This is a genomic window from Denitrobaculum tricleocarpae (assembly GCF_007004665.1).
GTDB classification, from domain to species: Bacteria; Pseudomonadota; Alphaproteobacteria; order Kiloniellales; family Kiloniellaceae; genus Denitrobaculum; species Denitrobaculum tricleocarpae.
In genome coordinates, this window is record NZ_ML660052.1 from 449,793 (window position 1) to 468,565 (window position 18,773).

Genomic DNA, 18,773 nt, shown 5'->3' on the forward strand with positions numbered 1-18,773 from the left:
GTATGTCTTCCCCGCTTATATCGCGGGATTGGGGTGTCTGGGAACCAGGTTTACGGGATGCGGGAGAGAGTTCGCAAAACCGTAAGGCGTGCGGTCACCATCGCAACCAGTGCCGAAGCGAAGGGCAGAGCCCCCAGAATGACCCACTCGAACGGTCTGAGGGACAGCGCCGGCAGAAGCGCGGTGTCCGCCTGCCCCAGGAGCCGGGTAATGCCAAAGATCGTAAGCGCGGCCAAAGCAACGCCAACAAGTCCGCCAAAAAAACCCAGTTTCAAAGAATGAGTCTGGAACTCCCGCGCGATGTAGCCGTCCTGTGCGCCGATCAGATGCAGCAACTCGACAATCTGATAGTGGACGGCGAGACCCATCCGGGTCACGAAGACAACCATGATCACCGCCGATAATCCAACCAGCAGGACGACCAGGGCAGCGACAATTTCGATCGACCGCGCCAGATTGAGGAGATTTCCCAGCCAGCGCTGATGATCGTCGATCGTCGCGCCTGGGACAATTTCGATCAGGCGCGCGGTCAGGCCCGCTGTGCTCGGCGGGTCGAGCTGGTCGATTTCAACGGCAATCAAGTCCGGTAGCGGCAGCTCCGACAGACCGGAGGTTTGGCCGAGCCAGGGCTCAAGCAGGGCGGCTGTTTCTTCCCGGCCGATATGATTGGCGGAGAGGACGCCGGGACTCTGACGCAGAAGGGTCAGCACGTCTTCCCGCCGGTTCGTGATCTCCGCTTCCGTCAGGTCGTTTTCGCTGACCGGCAGCTGTACCGTAATCTGGCCTGAAAGGCCGTGATCCCAGCGCGTGACGATCTTGCTCATCGCCATGGCGCTGACCAGGGCCAGTGCGGCCAGGTAGACCATTACCGCGACCAGCCAGGGCAGGAAGCGGCCGGTGGCGTCGCTGTTCAGGGGGACGACGGACTTGCGCAACAACATCTCAGCCTGCGCTTTCCGGATTGCCCTCTACGGGCAAGCTGGTATCTCTTGTGCCGTAATCAGCCGCTGCGCGCCCAGGCATGTCACTGGTTCGGATCAGAGTCTCCGCATGCTCAAGCCGAACCTCGCCGCGCACCAGACGGATCACCGGATAATTGAATCTGGAAATCAGGGCCTCGTTGTGGGTCGCGACGACGATTGTGGTGCCGCGCTTGTTGAGTTCTTCAAAGAGGTAGAGGAGGCGCTCGGCGATCCGGTTGTCGACATTACCGGTGGGCTCGTCGGCCAGCAAAAGGCTCGGCCGGGACACAACCGCGCGCGCGATTGCGACGCGCTGCTGCTGGCCGCCGGAGAGGGTGGCGGGCTTTGCATCCAGATGATCGGCCAGACCGACCCAGGTCAGCAGCTCCACGACATCCTTGCGGATTTCATCTGAGCGCTGACCGCTGACCTTCAGCGGCAAGGCAACGTTATCCAGTGTGCTGAGGTGATCGAGAAGCCGGAAGTCCTGAAACACGACGCCGATCCGGCGCCGGAGGAGGGCAGCGTCATGACGGCTGAGTGAGGAGACGTCGCGTCCGAACAGACTGATGCGTCCGCTGGTCGGGCGGTTGGCGAGGTACATCATCTTCAGAAGCGAAGACTTTCCCGCGCCGCTTGCGCCAATAACGAAGTGGAACGAGCCAGGTGCCAGATCCAATGACACGCGATCGAGGATTTCAGGGCCCGCCCCATAGCGCAGTGAAACGTCCTGAAAGCGAACCAAGATGCAGGCGATCCTATAACGAGATAGCGGATTCAGAAGGCCCCGCTCCTGATAAGAGCGACGCCGTCATCAGCCTTTATCTGAACAACGTCGGGAGCAAATAGCGTCCCTGAGGAGACAACTCCAGCAGGGCTCTGCTCATAAGGTGAGAATGACACAGGGGTCGCATCGAGGTAAAGCGTTGAGCGCTCCGCTTGCGTTGCCTTCGAGTGGCTCATATAAGTTTAACCGTTTTGCGCTAGACCGGTGCCTGAAATGGACCCCGGAGGTTATGACCGCAAAGCGGCAGACAAAGGCAGTATTTCGTGGCAATTCCTGAGTTCCCCGACAGAAAAGCGCAGGCCCTGAGGATCAAGGCGGTTAAATGATCGTTACCTGCCCCTCTTGCGATACCAGCTTTACCGTTGACGAGGCCCTGCTCGGAGAGCGTGGCCGAAAAGTGCGCTGCAGCGAATGCGGGCACCGCTGGCATCAACTGCCCGGGCAGCCTGAGTCCGCGGATGCGCCTGAGCTCGAGTCGCCTGAGCCCGAGTTACCAGAGCCCGAGTCGCCAGAGCCGACCGAATCGCAGGAGAGCAGTGAGCAGCCAGCCCCGCCGGCGCCGGAACCCGAAGAAGCGCCCGCCGGGACAACGCCGCCGCCAGTGCGTGGCCCCAAACTCTTCGAATCGGAAGATGAAGACGTCCTGGACGACGGCGAGCGGCGATTCGCGGTTTTGGGATGGACCATCTTTTTCGTCGTGCTGGTCTTGCTCGCCGGGGGATTCTACTTCGGCCAGAGCCAGATCGTTGCTTTCGAACCAAGATTCCAGAATCTCTATGACCTCGTGGGCATGAAAGCCCAGGAAGAGGCCGAACCCGGGCAGAAAATTCCGGGAGAAGGTCTCTCGCTGCCGGCTGAAAAGCTTCTGAAAAGCCGCAAACGCGTCGATGGCCGGCCGATGATTGTCGTCGAAGGAATCGTGGTTAACGAGACCGAGCAGAATCAGCCGATTCCCACCCTGCGGGCGACTGTCGCAAATGCCGAGGCTGAGATTCTTGCCCGCTGGTATTTCGAGGCGGAAGCTGCGGAAATCACACCGGAAGGTGAAGTGACCTTTGCAACCTCCATTGCCGACAGCTGGGGGCGCCAAGGCATTGGTATTTCAATCATTTTCGTCTCGGAAGAGACGGCGCAAAACGAGCCGAGCATTCTGCCGTAAACCCGCGCGCTGCCATGGGCTGCCATGCGGTTGCCTGCCGAGAGCCCAAGGTCTCTGAGGTGAGACTGCCTAGGTCGTTAACCTCATGTTAATCTTAATTACCCCAATATGCGCAATAGTGAGTGTGATCTACCTTGCTCGAGGTGATCGAGTGTCCGGATTTCTCTCATGTCGATAGACTAAGACTTTGATCTGTATAATTTTTATTTTTGGATGAAACGATCAAGTCTCCGCAGGATGCAGTTCAAATAACAGGTTTCAAAGCCGGCAACTGTCATTCGCGATGAATGTAAGGTGGAGTGATGGCTCGAATATTGGTGGCCGAGGACGATCGCGCGGTACAGAGTTTCGTCGCGCGGGCGTTGGCTCACAAAGGGCACACGGTGACGACATCCGATGATGGCGTACAGGCACTGGAACAGCTGAGCGTCAACAGTTTTGAGCTGCTTATCACCGACATTGTCATGCCGGAGATGGACGGTATTGCCCTGGCGCTGAAAGTGACCAAGGACTATCCGGAACTGCCCATCCTGTTGATGACCGGATACTCGGCCGAGCGGCAGCGGGCCCACAATCTGGATGAACTGATTTGCCGGGTGATCACCAAGCCTTTTACCCTGAAACAGATTTGCGCCGTCGCTGACGAGGTGATGATCGCAAAGAGAGTTCCCGGCCCGGAACAGAACCCCGCACTGACCGTTTAGTCAGGGGCTTAGTCGGGGGCGTTGCGCGCGGTTCGCGGCTCTTCATCTTCACCTAAAACTGCCGAAGCAGGCGGTCTATGTAGTCGAGTTCGCTGGCCGGGCGTTGACGCTCGCCCCGCCGCTTCCGCAATTCCTGAAGGATCTCCCGCGTGCGTACGATGTCGCCTTCGTCGGGGATCTCAACGCCGGTGCGCGAGCTGTTGATACCGCCGCGTCCGGTCTCCCGTCCGAAGGGATCCGCACTCTGACCCGGTTGCGATCCGACCGTGCCGCTGCCGCGTTCCGCCTGCTGCCCCATCTGCTGCATGAAGCTCTCCGCCATGGCCTGCATGCCCTGCTGGAGCTGATCAAGGGATCTGGACTGCGGTGGCACAGCATCCTGACCTTCCTGGCCGCTGAGCGCGTCGCGGGCGTCCCGCATGGATTGCTCCGCCCGGCCAAGGGAGCGGGGAATCTCGCCAAGCGCCTCGCCGAGCTGACGCATCATCTCGCCCAGGTCCTTGCGCAGCTGTTCCTGTGCACCTGCGTCGCTGTTGCGTTCCTGCGCGCGCTGATCACCTTCCTGGCCTTGCTGGCCATCGCCCTGTTGCTGGCGCTCAAAACTACGGTCGAGCAACTCCTGCTGCTTGCGGATCATCTCTTCCATGTCCTGCATCATGCCGTGGGCATCCTGCATGGCCTGGTTCATCTGATCCGCGAAGTTTCCGGCCTGCAGATTTTCGAGAATTTCCTGCAACTGGGACAGCAGTTCCTGGGCGGCTTCGGTCGAGCCGTTACGGGCGAGTTCCCGGGCTTTTTCTATCAAGTCCCTGAGATCACTGCTCTCCAGCCGTTCAGCGTCCGGCGGAAGAGGTTGAGGTTCCATGCCCTGTGAGAGTTGCTCGCGCATCTGTTCGGTCATGGCTTCCATGAAACGATCAAGCGCTTCCTGCAGTTTATCGAGGAGTTCTTCGATTTCAGCCTGATCGGCACCGCGGGCGAGAGCTTCCTGCAGGGCTTTCTGCAATTCCCGGATGTCTCGCTCCGCAATGGCGAGTTCACCTTCTTCCAGCCGCAGGGCCGTATCCCAGAGAAGCTGTTGGACCGACGGAATGATTTCCGTCCGGCGGTCGTGGATCAAGCGGCGCTCCGCAGTCACGACGGCCAGAGCCACGACGACATCGTGATGGAAGTGGCTCGGGCGCTTATAAATATCGCGCAGACCCTGAACGATGGAGAAACGCTCTTGCGGCGCGAGGGTCAGTTGCTTGCGAAGTTCCACCAGGGCCCTGGCGACCGGGTGATTGAAAATACGTTCCGGAAGAACGGTTCGCAGAGCTTCACTCTCACCTTTTTGTCCGAGCGCATCCTCAGCGAAGAGCGTGATTTCGACGGCAAGGCCGGCCCAGTGGTGCGGGGTAAGGTCGTGATAACTGATGGCCTCCAGCTCGCTCGCGCCCGATTTGGGAAGTGCCAGTTCGAGAAAGAAAGGAGCCGCCTCCGGCATATCCAGACGCTGAACCTGGGCCTCGATTTTTTCGATACCGTAATCGTCCTTGGCCTGATACTGCAGCCTGAGGGCGGCGCGTTCGCTGCGGCTTGGTGCTGTCAGGTAGGCAATTTCCGGCGCCCGGTCCGGGAGGACGCTCATGCGCCACTCGGCCAGGGTGTCACCGTCCTGAACAATGGCGATACGCTCGCCTGCATCAATCCGTCCCGAGAGTTTGTAGAAATCGACACCCGTGCTCTCGAAGTCAGTCGCATCGGCGCCCACCAGTAACTGCGGACTTTCGACCGGGCCCTGAAGCTGCGCCAGAACCTCACTGCCTGCGGGGACCGCCAATGCAGGGCTGGAGAGGGATGGATCCGATTGTGGTGTTGAGGCGAGAAACTGCGGGGCTTTCCGTGTGTAGGCGGGCGGGTTGATCCAGACGTCAAAGGAAACCCCCTGGCTGGATGCGGTCGCAGAGAATTCCGGCGTCACCGCCCGGGCGAGACGCTGTGTCCAATTCTCAGCACCCGAAACCACAGCGACGACCATCACCACGGCCAGGCCGCAGCGCAGTGCGAGCGGATCAAGATAGGCGAACCTGGGGCGGGGAGGCTGGGCTTTGAAGGCGCCGCTTTGTTTTACGAGGCGCGAGCGATGCAGCGCCCAGAGTGCACGCGTCGTGCCATCGCCTTTGGTCAGGCGGTCGTCGAGCGACGTGAGCGGACGGTGCTTCAGTCCGGAATCCTGTTCTAGGCGCCGCCGGGTTTCCTTGTCGTCCGGAAGCCTGAAGTTTTTTATGAAATACCAGACACCCCAGAGTGCCGAGAGCACCAGGGCCGCCAGAACAACCGTGTGCAGCCAGTTCGGCAGGGCGGGAAGAATGTCGAAGAGCGCGATTGCGAGAAAAAGGCCGGCGATTCCCACAACGGGCCAGATTGCAGGCCAGAAACGCTCCCAGAAGAGGGCAAACTTCGCCAATCCCAACTGGAGGGTCAGGCGCGACGCCAAACTCATCGCATCAGTTGCAGGTCTGCGGATGAAGGGGCTTTCGCGGCCTGCGTCTCCGCTGCCGCTCGATCCGGCCCCGGGGTCTTTTCGCTCTACCAACTGCGCGTCCTCACGTCGTTAGCGTTGTCTTCCCCTGTTTTACTTAGGCCCCGGCCCAGGTTTGTCGACCGGCTGGCCTGTCATCTGATGCGATCCTTCTGGAACCTGCTCTTTTTCTCATTGGTGCAATGAAAAACCGTGAATCAGCCTCTTTGTTCGCCCCCACCGGCCCGACCCGGCGGTCTCATCTTCGTCTCAACGCGGTTTTGGCCCTTTCAATCCGATGATCAGGCGGCGCCGCGCGGTTCCGAACTCTGCTGACTGTCATCCAGCCACTCGGGAAGCCTATCCTGCCCGATAAGCGCATCATAGTCCATTCGCGGCCGGATAACCGCATAATCCTTGCCACGGACCAGGATTTCCGGTGCCGGAGGCCTGGAATTATAGCTGGATGCCATGACAGCGCCATAGGCGCCCGATGAACAAATCGCGAGCAGGTCATCGGGAGCGACCGTGGGAAGAGACCTCTGTTCCGCGAAAATATCGCTGCTTTCGCAGATAGGGCCGACGATATCGTAGGGCTCGCGCGCCGCATCCGGGGAAAACTGCGCCACCGGCAGAATATCGTGCCAGGCATCGTAAAGGGTGGGGCGGATCAGATCGTTCATGGCCGCATCGACGATCACGAACCGCCGTGCCGTGCCGTGCTTCACGTAGACGGTTCGCGTGACCAGAAGTCCGGCATTACCCGTCAGGAAGCGCCCGGGCTCGAAGATCAGTTTGCAACCCACTCCCGCGACCGCGCCGCGCACGATCTCGGCATAGCGGGTGATGTCAGGCGCCGCGCCGTCCCGATAAGCGATGCCCAGTCCGCCCCCCATGTCGAGGCGCTCCAGGGGCCATCCCGCATCGCGGAGTTCTACGAAGAGGGCGACCAGCCGTTCAAATGCGGTGCGGTACGGATTGACGTCGGTGACCTGCGAACCGATGTGCACCGCCAGGCCTTCGACCCGGACACCGGGAAGTTCGGCGGCGGACGCCAGGAAACCCCGCAGGCTTGGGATATCGATCCCAAACTTGTTCTCTGCCTTGCCGGTGGAGATCTTGGCGTGGGTCAGTGCATCCACGTCCGGATTTATGCGCAGGGCGACCGGCGCAACGCTGCCTTTCTCCTGGGCCACGCGTGACAGGGCTTCCAGCTCCGGCAGAGATTCCACGTTGAACTGCAGGATGCCGGCATCCAGGGCTGTCGCCATCTCCGAAGGCTGCTTCCCGACACCCGCAAAAACGATCTTCTTTGCCGGTACACCCGCCGCAAGCGCGCGCCGGAGTTCACCCTCCGAAACCACATCGGCACCTGCACCAAGCTGTGCAAAGGTTTTGATCACGGCCTGGTTGGAGTTGGCCTTCAGTGCATAGCAAACGGTCGCGGGCAGATCTCCCAGGGCGGCGACGAAACTGGTATAGGCCGTCTCCATGGCGGAGGCGGAATAGCAGTAGAAAGGGGTGCCGACGCGCGCGGCGAGCTCGTCAAGCGAGACCCCTTCAATGTGCAGGCGGCCGTTCTTGTAGGGATAGAATGTCATAGCACTTCGTTTCAGTTCTTTTTGCCGCTCGTTTTCCTGCAGTCAATTTTCATAAGGAACAATGACTTAACAGGCACGAGATCAGGGGTCCGAAAAACCGCCATTGGGTCTCAGATGACACAATATGCGATTGGACCGGGGTTTTAGTAGGTTTTTGTCTTGGTACGCTCGCCTGGGAAGATCGAGATATTGTCCGGTGCCGTATTCTGGCGCGGTTTATCATCGTCCCAGCCCGGAACCTGTGAGGAAGCCTTAGGGTAGGCCCGGGGGTAGGTGTAAAGGTCTTCTTCACCCTCCGGCGGGCTGAGCTTGCCCTTTTTGCCGCAGCCGGCGAGACCCAGGGCGGAAACAAGGCCTATGACGACCCAGCGCCGTGTCGGTGGTGTGCTTCTCATTCCTGTCTCCGGGCGTGCCAACTCAGCCTGCGCCATCTGCGTTGCTGCTACGATATTGATGCACGGCCCTCTAGTCAAAGGCCCTGGCTACCCTGCTCACCGAAAGGTTACAGGAACCGCGTCCGGGCCTCTGCCGCGGCTTTTCGGACCTGCTCCGGGGCCGTGCCGCCCTGGCTGGTGCGGCTGGCGGCCGAACTTTCGACCGTGAGGACCTCGAAGATCGCGTCCGTGATACGAGGCTCGACTGCCTGCATCTCGGTGAGCGGCAGCTCGCTGATGTCGCAGCCGGCGGCTTCCGCGCGCTGAACGATCGAGCCGGTGATATGGTGCGCGTCACGGAACGGCAGGTTCAGCACCCGCACCAGCCAGTCAGCCAGATCGGTCGCGGTCAGGAAGCCTGCGGCGGTCGCGGCCTTTAAGCGTGCTTCGTTGGCGCTCAGGTCCCGCACCATGCCTGTGGTTGCCGCGACGCAGAGGGCCAGCGTATCCGTGGCATCGAACAGAGGCTCCTTGTCTTCCTGCATGTCCTTGCCGTAGGTCAGGGGCAGCCCCTTCATGACCATCATCAGGGTGTTGAGGGATCCGATGACCCGGCCTGCCTTGCCACGCACCAGCTCCGCCGCGTCGGGGTTCTTTTTCTGTGGCATGATCGAGCTGCCGGTCGTGAAGGCGTCCGAAAGATCCACGAAACGAAAGCCCTCGCTGCACCAGATCACCAGTTCTTCGGCGAAGCGCGAGAGGTGGATGGCCAGGATCGACCCGAGCGAGAGAAACTCCAGGGCGAAGTCGCGATCCGACACGGAATCGATGGAATTGGCCGTCGGGCGGTCGAAACCGAGCGCCTTGGCCGTTGCCTGCCGGTCGATGGGGAAAGAGGTGCCCGCGAGCGCCGCCGCGCCCAGGGGGCATTCGTTCAGCCGCGCACGGCAATCCCTGACCCGGCCCCGGTCGCGCCCGAGCATCTCCACGTAGCTGAGCAGGTGGTGTCCGAAGGTGACCGGCTGCGCCGCCTGAAGATGGGTATAACCCGGCATCACGCTGTCGGCATAGACTTCCGCCTTTTCGATCAGGGCTTCCTGCAGCTCGGCCAGTTTACTGTCGAGCTGATCGAGGCTGTCCCTCACCCAAAGACGCACATCGACCGCCACCTGGTCGTTGCGCGAGCGCGCGGTGTGCAGGCGGCCGGCGGCGTCGCCGATCAACTCGCGCAGCCGGGCTTCGATATTCATATGAATGTCTTCCAGCGCCGCGCTGAACTTGAAGTCGCCCGCTTCAATCTCTCGCAAAATCGTGTCTAGACCTTTCAGGATGGCGTCCCCATCTTCGTTGGACACGATGCCTTGGGCGATCAGCATGTTACAGTGCGCTTTCGACCCCTGGATGTCCTGGGCGTAGAGCCGCTGATCGAAGGAAATGGACGCGTTGATCTGTTCCATCACCTCGGCCGGGCCCATGGAAAAGCGTCCGCCCCACATCTTGTTCGCGCCATCTCCGGAGTTGGCTGGCGGCGAGAGTTCGGCGGTTTTGTCGGCTGCGGACTGATCGGCAGCTGGAGTGTTTTTTGAGGTCATGTGACTGGGTGGACCTGATTCGCTATGCATAAAAACATCGCCATAGGCGCAACGATCCGCGGTTTGGCTGCGGTGCTCTTCGGAATTGCGGTGATTGCCACCGTCCAGCCTGCCGCCGCGCAGAACAGCGAACCGCCCCTCGGAGGCGATTTCGGCGCGAACTTTACCTTCTTCGAACCGCCGATACCAGCGCCGCCGACCGCTTTTACCCGAGGCGCTGAAGAGACCGTGAGTCTGCGGGATTTCAAAGGCGAAGTCGTCCTGGTGAATTTCTGGGCCACCTGGTGCGCGCCCTGCGTTGCCGAGATGCCGGCGCTTAACCGGCTACACAGCGATCTGGCGTCTCAGGGGTTCCGGGTCATTGCGATTTCTCAGGACCGGCGTGGCCTGGGTGTGGTGCAACCTTTCTATGACGATCTCGATCTCGATGCCATGGGCATCTACCTGGACCCCAAGGGTGTCGCAGCGCGTGAATTCGAGATCAAGGGTCTGCCGACAACGCTTCTGGTGGACCGGCGCAACCGCATCATCGGCATGCTGCAAGGGCCCGCCGAGTGGGATTCAGAAGAGTCGAAGGCTTTGATGCAATTCTACCTGGATCAGCCGATCCCTGCGGGTGACGGCTGAAGTCGCCAAAATCACGTTGGGTACCCAACTCTTGAAGTGCTATTAGACTCCTCCTCCCAGAGACCGTCTAACTTCAATGAGTGCAGGTGCATGCAGAACATCGGCTTTGACGACATCGATCATAAACTGACCTGGACCGCGATTGCTGATGCGCTGGAAGCCGGTCACCGCTTCGAGAAGGCCCAGGTCGGGGACCTTTTGCTGAGGGACGGGGACCGGGCGCTGCTCAACAGAGGAGCCTGGATCAAGGGGCTGGGCCTGGCGCTGAAGTCCATGTCGGTCTTTCCCGAAAACAATGACCGCACACCACCCATGCCCTCGATCCAGGGCGCCATGCTGCTGTTCGACGGTGAAACCGGCGCGGTGAAGGCGGTGTTGGACGGGGTTTTGGTCACCAAATGGAAGACTGCTGGGGATTCGGTTCTGGGTGCCCGTTTGCTGGCGCGGCCCGACTCAAGGCGTCTGCTGGTGGTCGGAGCGGGTACGGTCGCGCGTTCCCTGATGTCGGCCTATCGTGAAATCTTTCCCGGACTTGGGGGCGTCACGATCTGGAACCGCAATCGAGAGAAGGCGGATGCTCTTGCGCGAGAGCTTGCGGACGAGGGCCTCACCATCGAAGTCGCGACCGACCTCTCCGAGGCTGCGGCGTCGGCTGACATTATCTCCTGCGCGACAATGACCAAGACGCCGATCCTGAAAGGTGAATGGATCCGGCCGGGGACTCATGTGGATCTGATCGGCGCTTACCGCCCCGACATGCGCGAGGCGGACGATGAGCTCATGCGGAAGGCCGAGGTCTTTGTCGACTCCCGCGAGACCACGATGGAGGACATCGGTGAGCTCGCAATCCCGCTGGCGGCGGGTGTTATCACCGAAGGCGACGTCCGCGGTGATTTCTACGATCTCTGCAACGGCGGCAAAGGCCGGAGCGGACAGGATGCAATCACTCTCTTCAAGAACGGCGGCGGCGCACACCTGGACCTGATGACCGGATCGGTCATCTACGAGAAATTCAACGCGGCGTAAGACGGAGCGCCGCTGCGCTGCCGGCCCGCTGATCCTGCGGGGAAGGCCGAATTAGCGCGTCGGGACCGGGGTGTCGCCGGAGTAATCGTAGAAACCGCGGCCTGCCTTCTGGCCGACCCAGCCGGCTTCCACGTACTTCACCAGAAGCGGGCAGGGGCGGTATTTGGTATCCGCGAGCCCCTCGTAAAGCACCGACATAATGGCGAGGCAGGTATCCAGACCGATAAAATCGGCCAGCTCCAGCGGACCCATCGGGTGGTTTGCCCCGAGACGCATCGCCGTGTCGATGGCGTCGACGGACCCGACGCCCTCGTAGAGGGTGTACACCGCTTCGTTGATCATCGGCAGCAGCACACGATTGACGATGAAGGCCGGGAAGTCTTCTGCCGAGGCGGTCGTTTTGCCCAGCGCCTGCGTGAGGGTCCGGATCGTGTCGAAGGTGCTTTCTTCCGTCGCAATGCCGCGAATCAGCTCCACCAGCTGCATCACGGGCACCGGATTCATGAAGTGCATGCCCATGAACTTTGCCGGGCGGTCGGTGACGGAGGCCAGCCGCGTAATGGAGATTGAAGAGGTGTTGGAGCAGAGAATGGCGTCGGCCTTCAACGCCGGGCAGAGTTCCTTGAAGATCTCGCGCTTGAGCTCTTCGTTCTCGGTCGCGGCCTCGATGACCACGTCGCAGTCCCTGAAGAGGCTGTAACTGGTCCCGGTTTCGATCCGGGCTAAAGCTGACGATACATCATCCGGATTCACCCGGCCTTTTGCGACCTGGCGCTTCATGTGATGTTCGATGGTCTTCAGCGACTCCGCGAGCGTCTCTTCGCTGATATCCGTCAGCTTGACGTCGTATCCCGCCAGGGAAAAGACCTGGGCAATACCTGCGCCCATCTGTCCGGCGCCTAAAACGCCGATGGACTTAATGTCCGTTATGTCTGCTTCTGCCATGAGCGGGTCCGGTTTTTCTATTTCAGTCGTACGGGGTCCGATGGGGATCGCGTCCAGTGCTAACGCCTTGCGTCGCGGGTTTGTACGGGTGTCGGCTCCAGTTCGAAAACCAGGGCTGACACCCGCAACTCTAGTCCCGAGGCGTTAGCCGTCAAGGGCTGCTTCAAGTTCCGGCACAGCCTGGAAGAGGTCGGCAACCAGGCCATAGTCGGCGACCTGGAAGATCGGTGCCTCTTCGTCCTTGTTAATGGCGACGATGATCTTGGAGTCTTTCATGCCCGCAAGATGCTGGATCGCGCCGGAGATACCGATCGCCAGGTAGAGGTCGGGCGCGACCACCTTGCCGGTCTGGCCGACCTGGTAATCGTTCGGCACGAAGCCGGCGTCGACTGCGGCGCGCGAGGCACCGATGGCGGCGCCCAGCTTGTCGGCGACCTTTTCGAGCATGGCGAAGTTGTCGCCGCTTTGCATGCCGCGTCCACCGGAGATAACGATCCCCGCCGTGGTCAGTTCCGGACGCTCGGACTTGGTCAGCTCCTGGCCCATGAAACGCGACAGGCCCGTGTCACCGGCTCCATCGGTGCTCTCGACGGCAGCCGATCCGCCTTCCGCTGCTGCGGCGTCGAAGGCCGTGCCACGGATGGTGATCAGTTTGACCGAGTCGGTGGAGCGCACGGTCGCCATGGCGTTACCCGCGTAGATCGGACGGATAAAGGTGTCGGCGGACTCGATGGCGGAGATGTCGGAGACCTGCTGAACGTCCAGCAGGGCCGCGGCGCGGGGCATCACGTTCTTGCCGAAGCTCGTGGCTGCGGCAATGACGTGGCTGTAGCCGGATGCCAGCTTCACGATCAAGGGGGCGAGGTTTTCCGCGAGACCATGCGCGTATGCGGCGCCGTCCGCGTGCAGGACCTTGGCGACACCGGCGACCTTGGCGGCTTCCTCGGCGACGGCGCCGGAACCTTCGCCGGCGACAAGCAGATGGACGTCACCGCCGGCATGTCCGGCAAGTTCGACAGCCGCCGTCACGGCGTTCAGGACGGCAGGCTTCAGAGCGGCGTTATCGTGCTCTGCTACAACCAGAATGCTCATCAGATTACCTTCGCTTCGTTCTTGAGTTTCTCCACCAGCTCAGCGACGCTCGCAACCTTCACACCGGCCTGGCGTGCAGGGGGCTCGCTGACCTTGACCGTCTCGACCCTCGGGGTCACGTCGACGCCCAGATCTTCCGGCGTGACGGTCTCAAGCGGTTTCTTCTTGGCCTTCATGATGTTCGGCAGCGATGCGTAGCGCGGCTCGTTGAGGCGCAGATCGACGCTGACCACAGCCGGCATGTTGAGATTGACGTTCTCAAGACCGCCGTCGACCTCACGGGTGACGTTCAGCTTGTCGCCGTCGACAGCCACTTTCGAGGCGAAAGTGGCCTGGGACCAGCCCAGCAGTGCCGAGACCATCTGGGCGGTCTGGTTGTTGTCGCCGTCGATTGCCTGTTTGCCGAGCAGCAGCAATCCGGGTTCTTCCTTGTCGACAACCGCCTTCAAGAGCTTGGCGACGGCCAGTGGTTCCAGTGGAGTGTCGGTCTGGATCAGGATCGCCCGGTCGGCGCCCATGGCCAGGCCGGTGCGCAGAGTTTCCTGAGACTGAGCGATGCCAGCGGCAACGACGATGACCTCGGACGCGGTTCCGGCCTCTTTCAGGCGAACCGCTTCTTCGACCGCAATTTCGCAAAATGGATTCATCGCCATTTTGACGTTCGTCAATTCAACACCGCTCTCATCCGCTTTGACGCGGACCTTAACGTTCGCGTCGATAACGCGTTTAATCGGAACAAGAACCTTCATTGATCACTCACGGTCGTATGTTGTTGATCCAGTGCCGGGGATTTCACGCTGAATTCCGTGCTCTCCCAAAAGGCTGCTGTGCTTATTTTTCCAGCATCCCGGCTTTTTGTGCGGCTGCACATTAAGTGTCCCCTCCATGGCTGTCAACGACCGGAAAACATCAGGTCCCGCCTAGATTTTCCAAGCATCCACCGGGGCTCTCCGCAGTGCAAATTCGGCCTCTTTTGCGACCTCTTGTTATCGATTTGCGCCCGGAACCCAAAGTACGTCGGTTGCGCCGTCGTCATTCACGTGCCGGCAAAGCACAAACAACAGATCCGAGAGGCGGTTGATGTAGCGGATTGCCTCCGGATTGACGCTGTCGTTTTCGGCCAGGGCGGTGATTTCCCGCTCGGCGCGGCGCGAGACCGTGCGCGCCAGATGCAGGTGTGCCGCCGCCGGGGAGCCGCCGGGCAGAATAAAGGATTTCAGGGGCGCCAGATTGGCATTGATGCGGTCGATTTCCTGCTCCAGCCGCTCGACCTGAGCTTCGGTGATGCGCAGCGGCGGGCATTCCGGGTTTTCGACCTCCGGCGTCGCCAGGTCAGCCCCCAGGTCGAAGAGATCGTTCTGGACCCGCGACAGCAGCTGATCGACTTCCCCCTCGGTATGCAGACGCACCATCCCGACCGTCGCGTTGGTCTCATCGACCGTGCCGTAAGCAGCCACCCGCGGATCATGCTTGTGAACACGGGTGCCGCTGCTCAGCGAGGTCTTACCCTTGTCGCCGCCTTTGGTATAGATACGCGTCAGTTGAACCACAAAAAGACTCCCGAGTAGGGCTCGCGTTTCAAAGCCAAAGCCCTGTTTTCCTTGCTGATTGCGCTGAACTTACAGCGTTACTTCCGGGTCGCGTAAATGCCGACGGCCAGGATAACGAGTGCAACGGCTTGCAGGATGACCCGCCAACGCATGAATCTATTGGCGTTCTTCTTGTTGTATTCGCCACCCCGGGCCATGGAGTAGAGGCCTCCGCCCAAAGCGCCGAGCACCGCAAGCAGCGCGAGCACCATCATGATGTTGAAGAATGTAGACATGGCCTAGATATATCCCGTGCCACTGCACTCGACCAGAGTGTCGCGAAAAAATTCAGTCCGGCGGCGTTTCCTGGCCTGTCAGCTGCTCTGGAGCCGGGCGTTGGAACTAGTTCCGGCCCGCCAGAAGGCCGCGGGCGACCACCTGGGCCTGAATTTCCGCTGCGCCCTCGAAGATGTTGAGGATGCGGGCATCACAAAGCACCCGGCTGATCTTGTACTCCTCCGCATAGCCGTTGCCGCCGTGGATCTGCAGCGCATTGTCGGCGTTCGACCAGGCAACACGCGCGCCCAGTAGCTTGGCCATGCCGGCCTCGATATCGCACCGCCGGTCGGAATCCTTCTCGCGTGCCGAGGCATAGGTCAGCTGCCGGGCGATCATGGTCTCCACGGACATCCAGGCCAGCTTGCCGGACACCCGCGGGAATTCGTAGATCGCTTTGCCGAACTGCGCACGGTCCCTGGCGTAGGCCATGCCGAGTTCCAGTGCACACTGGGCAACGCCGACCGCGCGGGCGGCGGTTTGAATTCGTGCCGACTCAAAAGTTGCCATGAGCTGCTTGAAGCCCTCGCCCTCTGCGCCGCCGAGCAGATTCTCCGCCTTGACCTCGAAGTCGTCGAACCCGAGCTCGTATTCCTTCATGCCGCGATAGCCCAGGACCTTGATCTCCCCGCCGGTCATACCGGGCGCGGGGAAGGGATTGGCGTCGTCGCCGCGCGGTTTCTCGGCAATAAACATGGAAAGGCCCTTATAGCCCTTCTCATCCGGATTGGTTCGGGCCAGCAGGGTCATGATGTCACTGCGCGCTGCGTGGGTAATCCAGGTCTTGTTACCTTTGATGCGGTAAATCTCGCCGTCGCGCACCGCCCGCGTCCGGAGCGAGCCCAGATCCGAGCCCGTGTTGGGCTCGGTAAAGACCGCCGTGGGCAGGATCTCGCCCGACGCAATCGCGGGCAGCCACTTGTTCTTCTGGTCTTCGGTGCCGCCGAGACGGATCAGTTCCGCGGCGATCTCCGAGCGGGTGCCGAGCGAACCGAGACCGATGTAGCCGCGCGAGAGCTCTTCGGTCACAACGCACATGGAAAGCTTGCCCAGGCCCAGGCCGCCGAATTCCTCCGGAACGGTCAGGCCGAAGACGCCGAGTTCCGCGAGCTGGTTCACCACGTCCAGGGGAATGAGTTCGTCCTTCAGGTGCCACTCGTGGGCCTCTTCCATATGATCGTCGGCGAACTTGTGAAACTGGTCGCGGATCATATCCAGGGTTTCGTCGCCCAGGGCAGGATTTCCGTAATCGCCGCCGGTACCGCCCTCGCTCATCATAAGGGCAAGCTGCTGACGGACCGCGGCCGTGTTACCGCCTGAAATCAGGGTGCGCACGCTTGCGGTTTCAAAATCCCGCTCGGCTTGGGGTTCCAGGCCCATGTCGGCCAGACGCAGAATCTCGACCTGGCTCAGCGCGATGCCGCCGCGGATCTGGCTCAAATACTCACCAAAGGCGGCCTGAAGCATCAGCGTTTCCAGATCCCTCAGCGCCCCCTCGGCTTCCAGGCGCTCGGCCCAGCTCAGCATTTCGCGTAGAGCTGCGGCATAGGTGCAGAGCCAGGCAAAGCCGTGGACCGCGAACTGCTCACGCTCCAGCAGGACCGGATCCGGTTTGCCGTTTGGACCCATGACCATGGACGCAACCGATGCGCGGGCCTGTTCCCGAAGGGTCTCCGCGGCCGTCAAGGCGCTGCCGCAAGTCGTCAGAAGATCCGGAAGAAATACGCTTTCCGTCTGGGGCAATTCCCGTGCGGCGGTCTGGTTCATGAGGTCTGTCCTTTTCCCGCTTCCCGTTTCGGTGCGTCCAATGGGGGCGGCGCGTCCCATGGGGCGGGTGTGAGTTTACGGCTGATGCCGGGTTGTGGAGACATAAACTGATAGCTGGTCACTCAAATGACCAGCCCCACAGTCCGGGTGTCTGATTCGGTCCCGGGTGTCTGATTCCGTCGTTTCACGCCGCGCCGCGCAAAGGAAAACCTCTGCGCGGCGCTGGCGTTTGCTCAATCTTCGACGGCGTCTTCCAGGGTCCGCGCACCGGGACGCCTGGCCTGGACCAAGACTGCCATGTTACCCGGTTTATGCTGGTTGTTCATCATCTTGGTATGGGCCCGGGGGATATCATGCCAGGAGAAAACCTCCGACATGCAGGGATCGATCCGCCGTTCAATCATCAGCTTATTGGACTGGGATGACTGCTTCAGATTGGCGAAGTGGCTGCCCTGAATACGCTTCTGGCGCATCCAGACGAAACGGGCGTCAAAGGTGATGTTGAAGCCGGTGGTGCCGGCGCAGAATACCACCATGCCGCCGCGCTTGACCACGAAGCAGCTGACCGGGAAGGTCTGCTCGCCCGGATGCTCAAACACGAAGTCGACATCGTTGCCCTTGCCGGTGATCTCCCAGATCGCCTTACCGAACTTGCGGCATTCCTTCATGTAGGCGGCGTAGGCGGCCTGATCGCCGACTTCCGGCAGCCGGCCCCAGCAATCGAAATCCTTCCGGTTGATCACACCACGGGCGCCCAGGGACAGTACGAAGTCGCGCTTGCTCTCATCCGAGATAATGCCGATGGCATTGGCGCCCGCCGCGGCGATCAGCTGGATCGCCATGGAGCCCAGACCACCCGAAGCACCCCAGACCAGGACATTGTGGCCCGGACGCAGAATGTGGGGGCGATGGCCGAAGAGCATACGGTAAGCCGTTGCCAGGGTCAGGACGTAGCAGCCGCTTTCTTCCCAGGTCAGATGCTTGGGACGGGCCATGACCTGCTGGGACTGAACCGCACAGAACTGCGCGAAGGAGCCGTCCGGCGTCTCGTAACCCCAGATCCGTTGCGTGGGCGAGTACATGGGATCGCCGCCGTTGCATTCCTCGTCGTCGCCGTCATCCTGGTTACAGTGGACGACCACCTCATCGCCGACCTTCCAGCGTGTGACCTTGGAACCAACGGCCCAGACGATGCCGGACGCATCGGAGCCGGCGATGTGATAATCGGATTTGTGCACGTCAAAGACGGAGATCGGAATGCCGAGGCCGGCCCAGACGCCGTTGTAGTTCACACCGGCCGCCATCACCATGATCAGCACTTCGTGGCTGTCGAGTTCGGGAACATCGACGACCTCGACCTGCATGGCTTCTTCCGGGTTACCATGGCGCTCGCGGCGGATCGTCCAGGCGTACATCTGTTTGGGGACATGACCGAGCGGCGGAATCTCGCCGACCTCGTAGAGATCTTTCATCTCCTGTCCGGGCTTCACTTGCATTACTTCTGCGCTGTCGGTCATGGCTCTCTCTCCCAAGTGGCTCGGAGGCTCTCTGTCCAAAGTGCTGCGGTGACATCGGTTCCAAACCTGATTTGAACGATCCGTCAGGGCCTGAAGATCGTCTGCATCGGCCGATGTGTCCCGCAGTGCTATCCGGACCGGAGTGCTCCGGTGTCGTGTTCATCTACCTCATCGTTTGCGATCATGCGGCACGCCTGATCTTCGGCGGCCCCTGTCATCGCTGTTCTGCACGTCCCGCTCTGGATTTCACGT

17 protein-coding genes are annotated in these 18,773 nt (G+C 61.0%); 4 read left to right on the top strand and 13 right to left on the bottom strand.

Features of this window, described 5'->3' with window-relative positions; translation table 11 throughout:
• Positions 1–50 precede the first annotated feature (50 nt).
• Both FKG95_RS02020 and ftsE read right to left on the bottom strand, forming a co-directional pair.
• Entirely contained in the window at positions 51–941 is an 891-nt protein-coding gene (locus FKG95_RS02020) for a cell division protein FtsX (RefSeq protein ID WP_142894636.1), read from the bottom strand.
• Between the two features lies 1 nt (position 942).
• Positions 943–1,707 (bottom strand): cell division ATP-binding protein FtsE, encoded by a 765-nt coding sequence (ftsE, locus tag FKG95_RS02025; protein WP_142894637.1) that lies wholly within the window; start codon positions 1,705–1,707, stop codon positions 943–945.
• 364 nt (positions 1,708–2,071) lie between these two features.
• On the opposite strand from ftsE, the gene FKG95_RS02030 reads away from it, so the two are divergent.
• Positions 2,072–2,908 (top strand): zinc-ribbon domain-containing protein, encoded by an 837-nt coding sequence (locus FKG95_RS02030; RefSeq protein ID WP_142895170.1) that lies wholly within the window; start codon positions 2,072–2,074, stop codon positions 2,906–2,908.
• A gap of 302 nt (positions 2,909–3,210) precedes the next feature.
• Positions 3,211–3,612, top strand: a complete 402-nt coding sequence (locus FKG95_RS02035) for a response regulator (protein ID WP_142894638.1) — start codon at positions 3,211–3,213, stop codon at positions 3,610–3,612.
• A gap of 52 nt (positions 3,613–3,664) precedes the next feature.
• Here FKG95_RS02035 and FKG95_RS02040 read toward each other — a convergent pair whose 3' ends face one another.
• From FKG95_RS02040 to argH, 4 genes are all read right to left on the bottom strand, one after another.
• Complete coding sequence (locus tag FKG95_RS02040; protein ID WP_142894639.1) at positions 3,665–6,190, bottom strand: TIGR02302 family protein; 2,526 nt, start codon at positions 6,188–6,190, stop codon at positions 3,665–3,667.
• A 227-nt stretch (positions 6,191–6,417) separates the two neighbouring features.
• Positions 6,418–7,716 (bottom strand): diaminopimelate decarboxylase, encoded by a 1,299-nt coding sequence (gene lysA, locus FKG95_RS02045; protein WP_142894640.1) that lies wholly within the window; start codon positions 7,714–7,716, stop codon positions 6,418–6,420.
• Between the two features lie 143 nt (positions 7,717–7,859).
• Positions 7,860–8,111 (bottom strand): lipoprotein, encoded by a 252-nt coding sequence (locus FKG95_RS02050; protein ID WP_142894641.1) that lies wholly within the window; start codon positions 8,109–8,111, stop codon positions 7,860–7,862.
• Positions 8,112–8,218: 107 nt separating this feature from the next.
• Complete coding sequence (gene argH / locus FKG95_RS02055) at positions 8,219–9,586, bottom strand: argininosuccinate lyase (protein WP_246116682.1); 1,368 nt, start codon at positions 9,584–9,586, stop codon at positions 8,219–8,221.
• Positions 9,587–9,706: 120 nt separating this feature from the next.
• On the opposite strand from argH, the gene FKG95_RS02060 reads away from it, so the two are divergent.
• Together FKG95_RS02060 and FKG95_RS02065 are read left to right on the top strand one after the other, a co-directional pair.
• Positions 9,707–10,309, top strand: a complete 603-nt coding sequence (locus FKG95_RS02060; protein ID WP_142894642.1) for a TlpA disulfide reductase family protein — start codon at positions 9,707–9,709, stop codon at positions 10,307–10,309.
• 90 nt (positions 10,310–10,399) lie between these two features.
• The gene (locus tag FKG95_RS02065) at positions 10,400–11,335 is read left to right on the top strand and encodes an ornithine cyclodeaminase family protein (protein WP_142894643.1); all 936 of its coding nucleotides are present in this window, start codon (positions 10,400–10,402) and stop codon (positions 11,333–11,335) included.
• Between the two features lie 51 nt (positions 11,336–11,386).
• Here the strand turns inward: FKG95_RS02065 and FKG95_RS02070 are convergent, their stop codons facing one another.
• The 7 genes from FKG95_RS02070 to ccrA all read right to left on the bottom strand — a co-directional run bounded on the left by FKG95_RS02070 (position 11,387) and on the right by ccrA (position 18,521).
• Positions 11,387–12,280, bottom strand: a complete 894-nt coding sequence (locus tag FKG95_RS02070; RefSeq protein ID WP_142894644.1) for a 3-hydroxybutyryl-CoA dehydrogenase — start codon at positions 12,278–12,280, stop codon at positions 11,387–11,389.
• 144 nt (positions 12,281–12,424) lie between these two features.
• The gene (locus FKG95_RS02075; protein ID WP_142894645.1) at positions 12,425–13,372 is read right to left on the bottom strand and encodes an FAD-binding protein; all 948 of its coding nucleotides are present in this window, start codon (positions 13,370–13,372) and stop codon (positions 12,425–12,427) included.
• Positions 13,372–14,121: an electron transfer flavoprotein subunit beta/FixA family protein gene (locus tag FKG95_RS02080; RefSeq protein ID WP_142894646.1), complete on the bottom strand. Its 750-nt coding sequence runs from the start codon at positions 14,119–14,121 to the stop codon at positions 13,372–13,374. Before FKG95_RS02080 ends, FKG95_RS02075 begins: the two co-directional genes overlap by 1 nt.
• A 237-nt stretch (positions 14,122–14,358) precedes the next feature.
• The gene (locus tag FKG95_RS02085; protein ID WP_142894647.1) at positions 14,359–14,922 is read right to left on the bottom strand and encodes a cob(I)yrinic acid a,c-diamide adenosyltransferase; all 564 of its coding nucleotides are present in this window, start codon (positions 14,920–14,922) and stop codon (positions 14,359–14,361) included.
• A 77-nt stretch (positions 14,923–14,999) separates the two neighbouring features.
• On the bottom strand, positions 15,000–15,197 hold the full coding sequence (locus FKG95_RS02090; RefSeq protein WP_142894648.1) for a twin transmembrane helix small protein: 198 nt from the start codon (positions 15,195–15,197) through the stop codon (positions 15,000–15,002).
• Positions 15,198–15,303: 106 nt separating this feature from the next.
• Positions 15,304–17,004, bottom strand: a complete 1,701-nt coding sequence (locus FKG95_RS02095; protein WP_142894649.1) for an acyl-CoA dehydrogenase family protein — start codon at positions 17,002–17,004, stop codon at positions 15,304–15,306.
• Between the two features lie 233 nt (positions 17,005–17,237).
• Positions 17,238–18,521, bottom strand: coding sequence for a crotonyl-CoA carboxylase/reductase (gene ccrA, locus FKG95_RS02100; RefSeq protein WP_142894650.1), 1,284 nt, complete (start codon positions 18,519–18,521; stop codon positions 17,238–17,240).
• Between the last annotated feature and the right edge of the window lie 252 nt (positions 18,522–18,773).

What these genes read in the sequence shown, in the direction of transcription:
- FKG95_RS02090 (WP_142894648.1), bottom strand. Translation starts at nt 15,197, where the DNA reads ATGTCTACATTCTTCAACATCATGATGGTGCTCGCGCTGCTTGCGGTG.
- FKG95_RS02035 (WP_142894638.1), top strand. Translation starts at nt 3,211, where the DNA reads ATGGCTCGAATATTGGTGGCCGAGGACGATCGCGCGGTACAGAGTTTC.
- ccrA (WP_142894650.1), bottom strand. Translation starts at nt 18,521, where the DNA reads ATGACCGACAGCGCAGAAGTAATGCAAGTGAAGCCCGGACAGGAGATG.
- argH (WP_246116682.1), bottom strand. Translation starts at nt 9,586, where the DNA reads ATGTGGGGCGGACGCTTTTCCATGGGCCCGGCCGAGGTGATGGAACAG.
- FKG95_RS02065 (WP_142894643.1), top strand. Translation starts at nt 10,400, where the DNA reads ATGCAGAACATCGGCTTTGACGACATCGATCATAAACTGACCTGGACC.
- FKG95_RS02080 (WP_142894646.1), bottom strand. Translation starts at nt 14,121, where the DNA reads ATGAAGGTTCTTGTTCCGATTAAACGCGTTATCGACGCGAACGTTAAG.
- FKG95_RS02060 (WP_142894642.1), top strand. Translation starts at nt 9,707, where the DNA reads ATGCATAAAAACATCGCCATAGGCGCAACGATCCGCGGTTTGGCTGCG.
- FKG95_RS02050 (WP_142894641.1), bottom strand. Translation starts at nt 8,111, where the DNA reads ATGAGAAGCACACCACCGACACGGCGCTGGGTCGTCATAGGCCTTGTT.
- lysA (WP_142894640.1), bottom strand. Translation starts at nt 7,716, where the DNA reads ATGACATTCTATCCCTACAAGAACGGCCGCCTGCACATTGAAGGGGTC.
- FKG95_RS02020 (WP_142894636.1), bottom strand. Translation starts at nt 941, where the DNA reads ATGTTGTTGCGCAAGTCCGTCGTCCCCCTGAACAGCGACGCCACCGGC.
- FKG95_RS02075 (WP_142894645.1), bottom strand. Translation starts at nt 13,372, where the DNA reads ATGAGCATTCTGGTTGTAGCAGAGCACGATAACGCCGCTCTGAAGCCT.
- FKG95_RS02070 (WP_142894644.1), bottom strand. Translation starts at nt 12,280, where the DNA reads ATGGCAGAAGCAGACATAACGGACATTAAGTCCATCGGCGTTTTAGGC.
- FKG95_RS02030 (WP_142895170.1), top strand. Translation starts at nt 2,072, where the DNA reads ATGATCGTTACCTGCCCCTCTTGCGATACCAGCTTTACCGTTGACGAG.
- FKG95_RS02095 (WP_142894649.1), bottom strand. Translation starts at nt 17,004, where the DNA reads ATGAACCAGACCGCCGCACGGGAATTGCCCCAGACGGAAAGCGTATTT.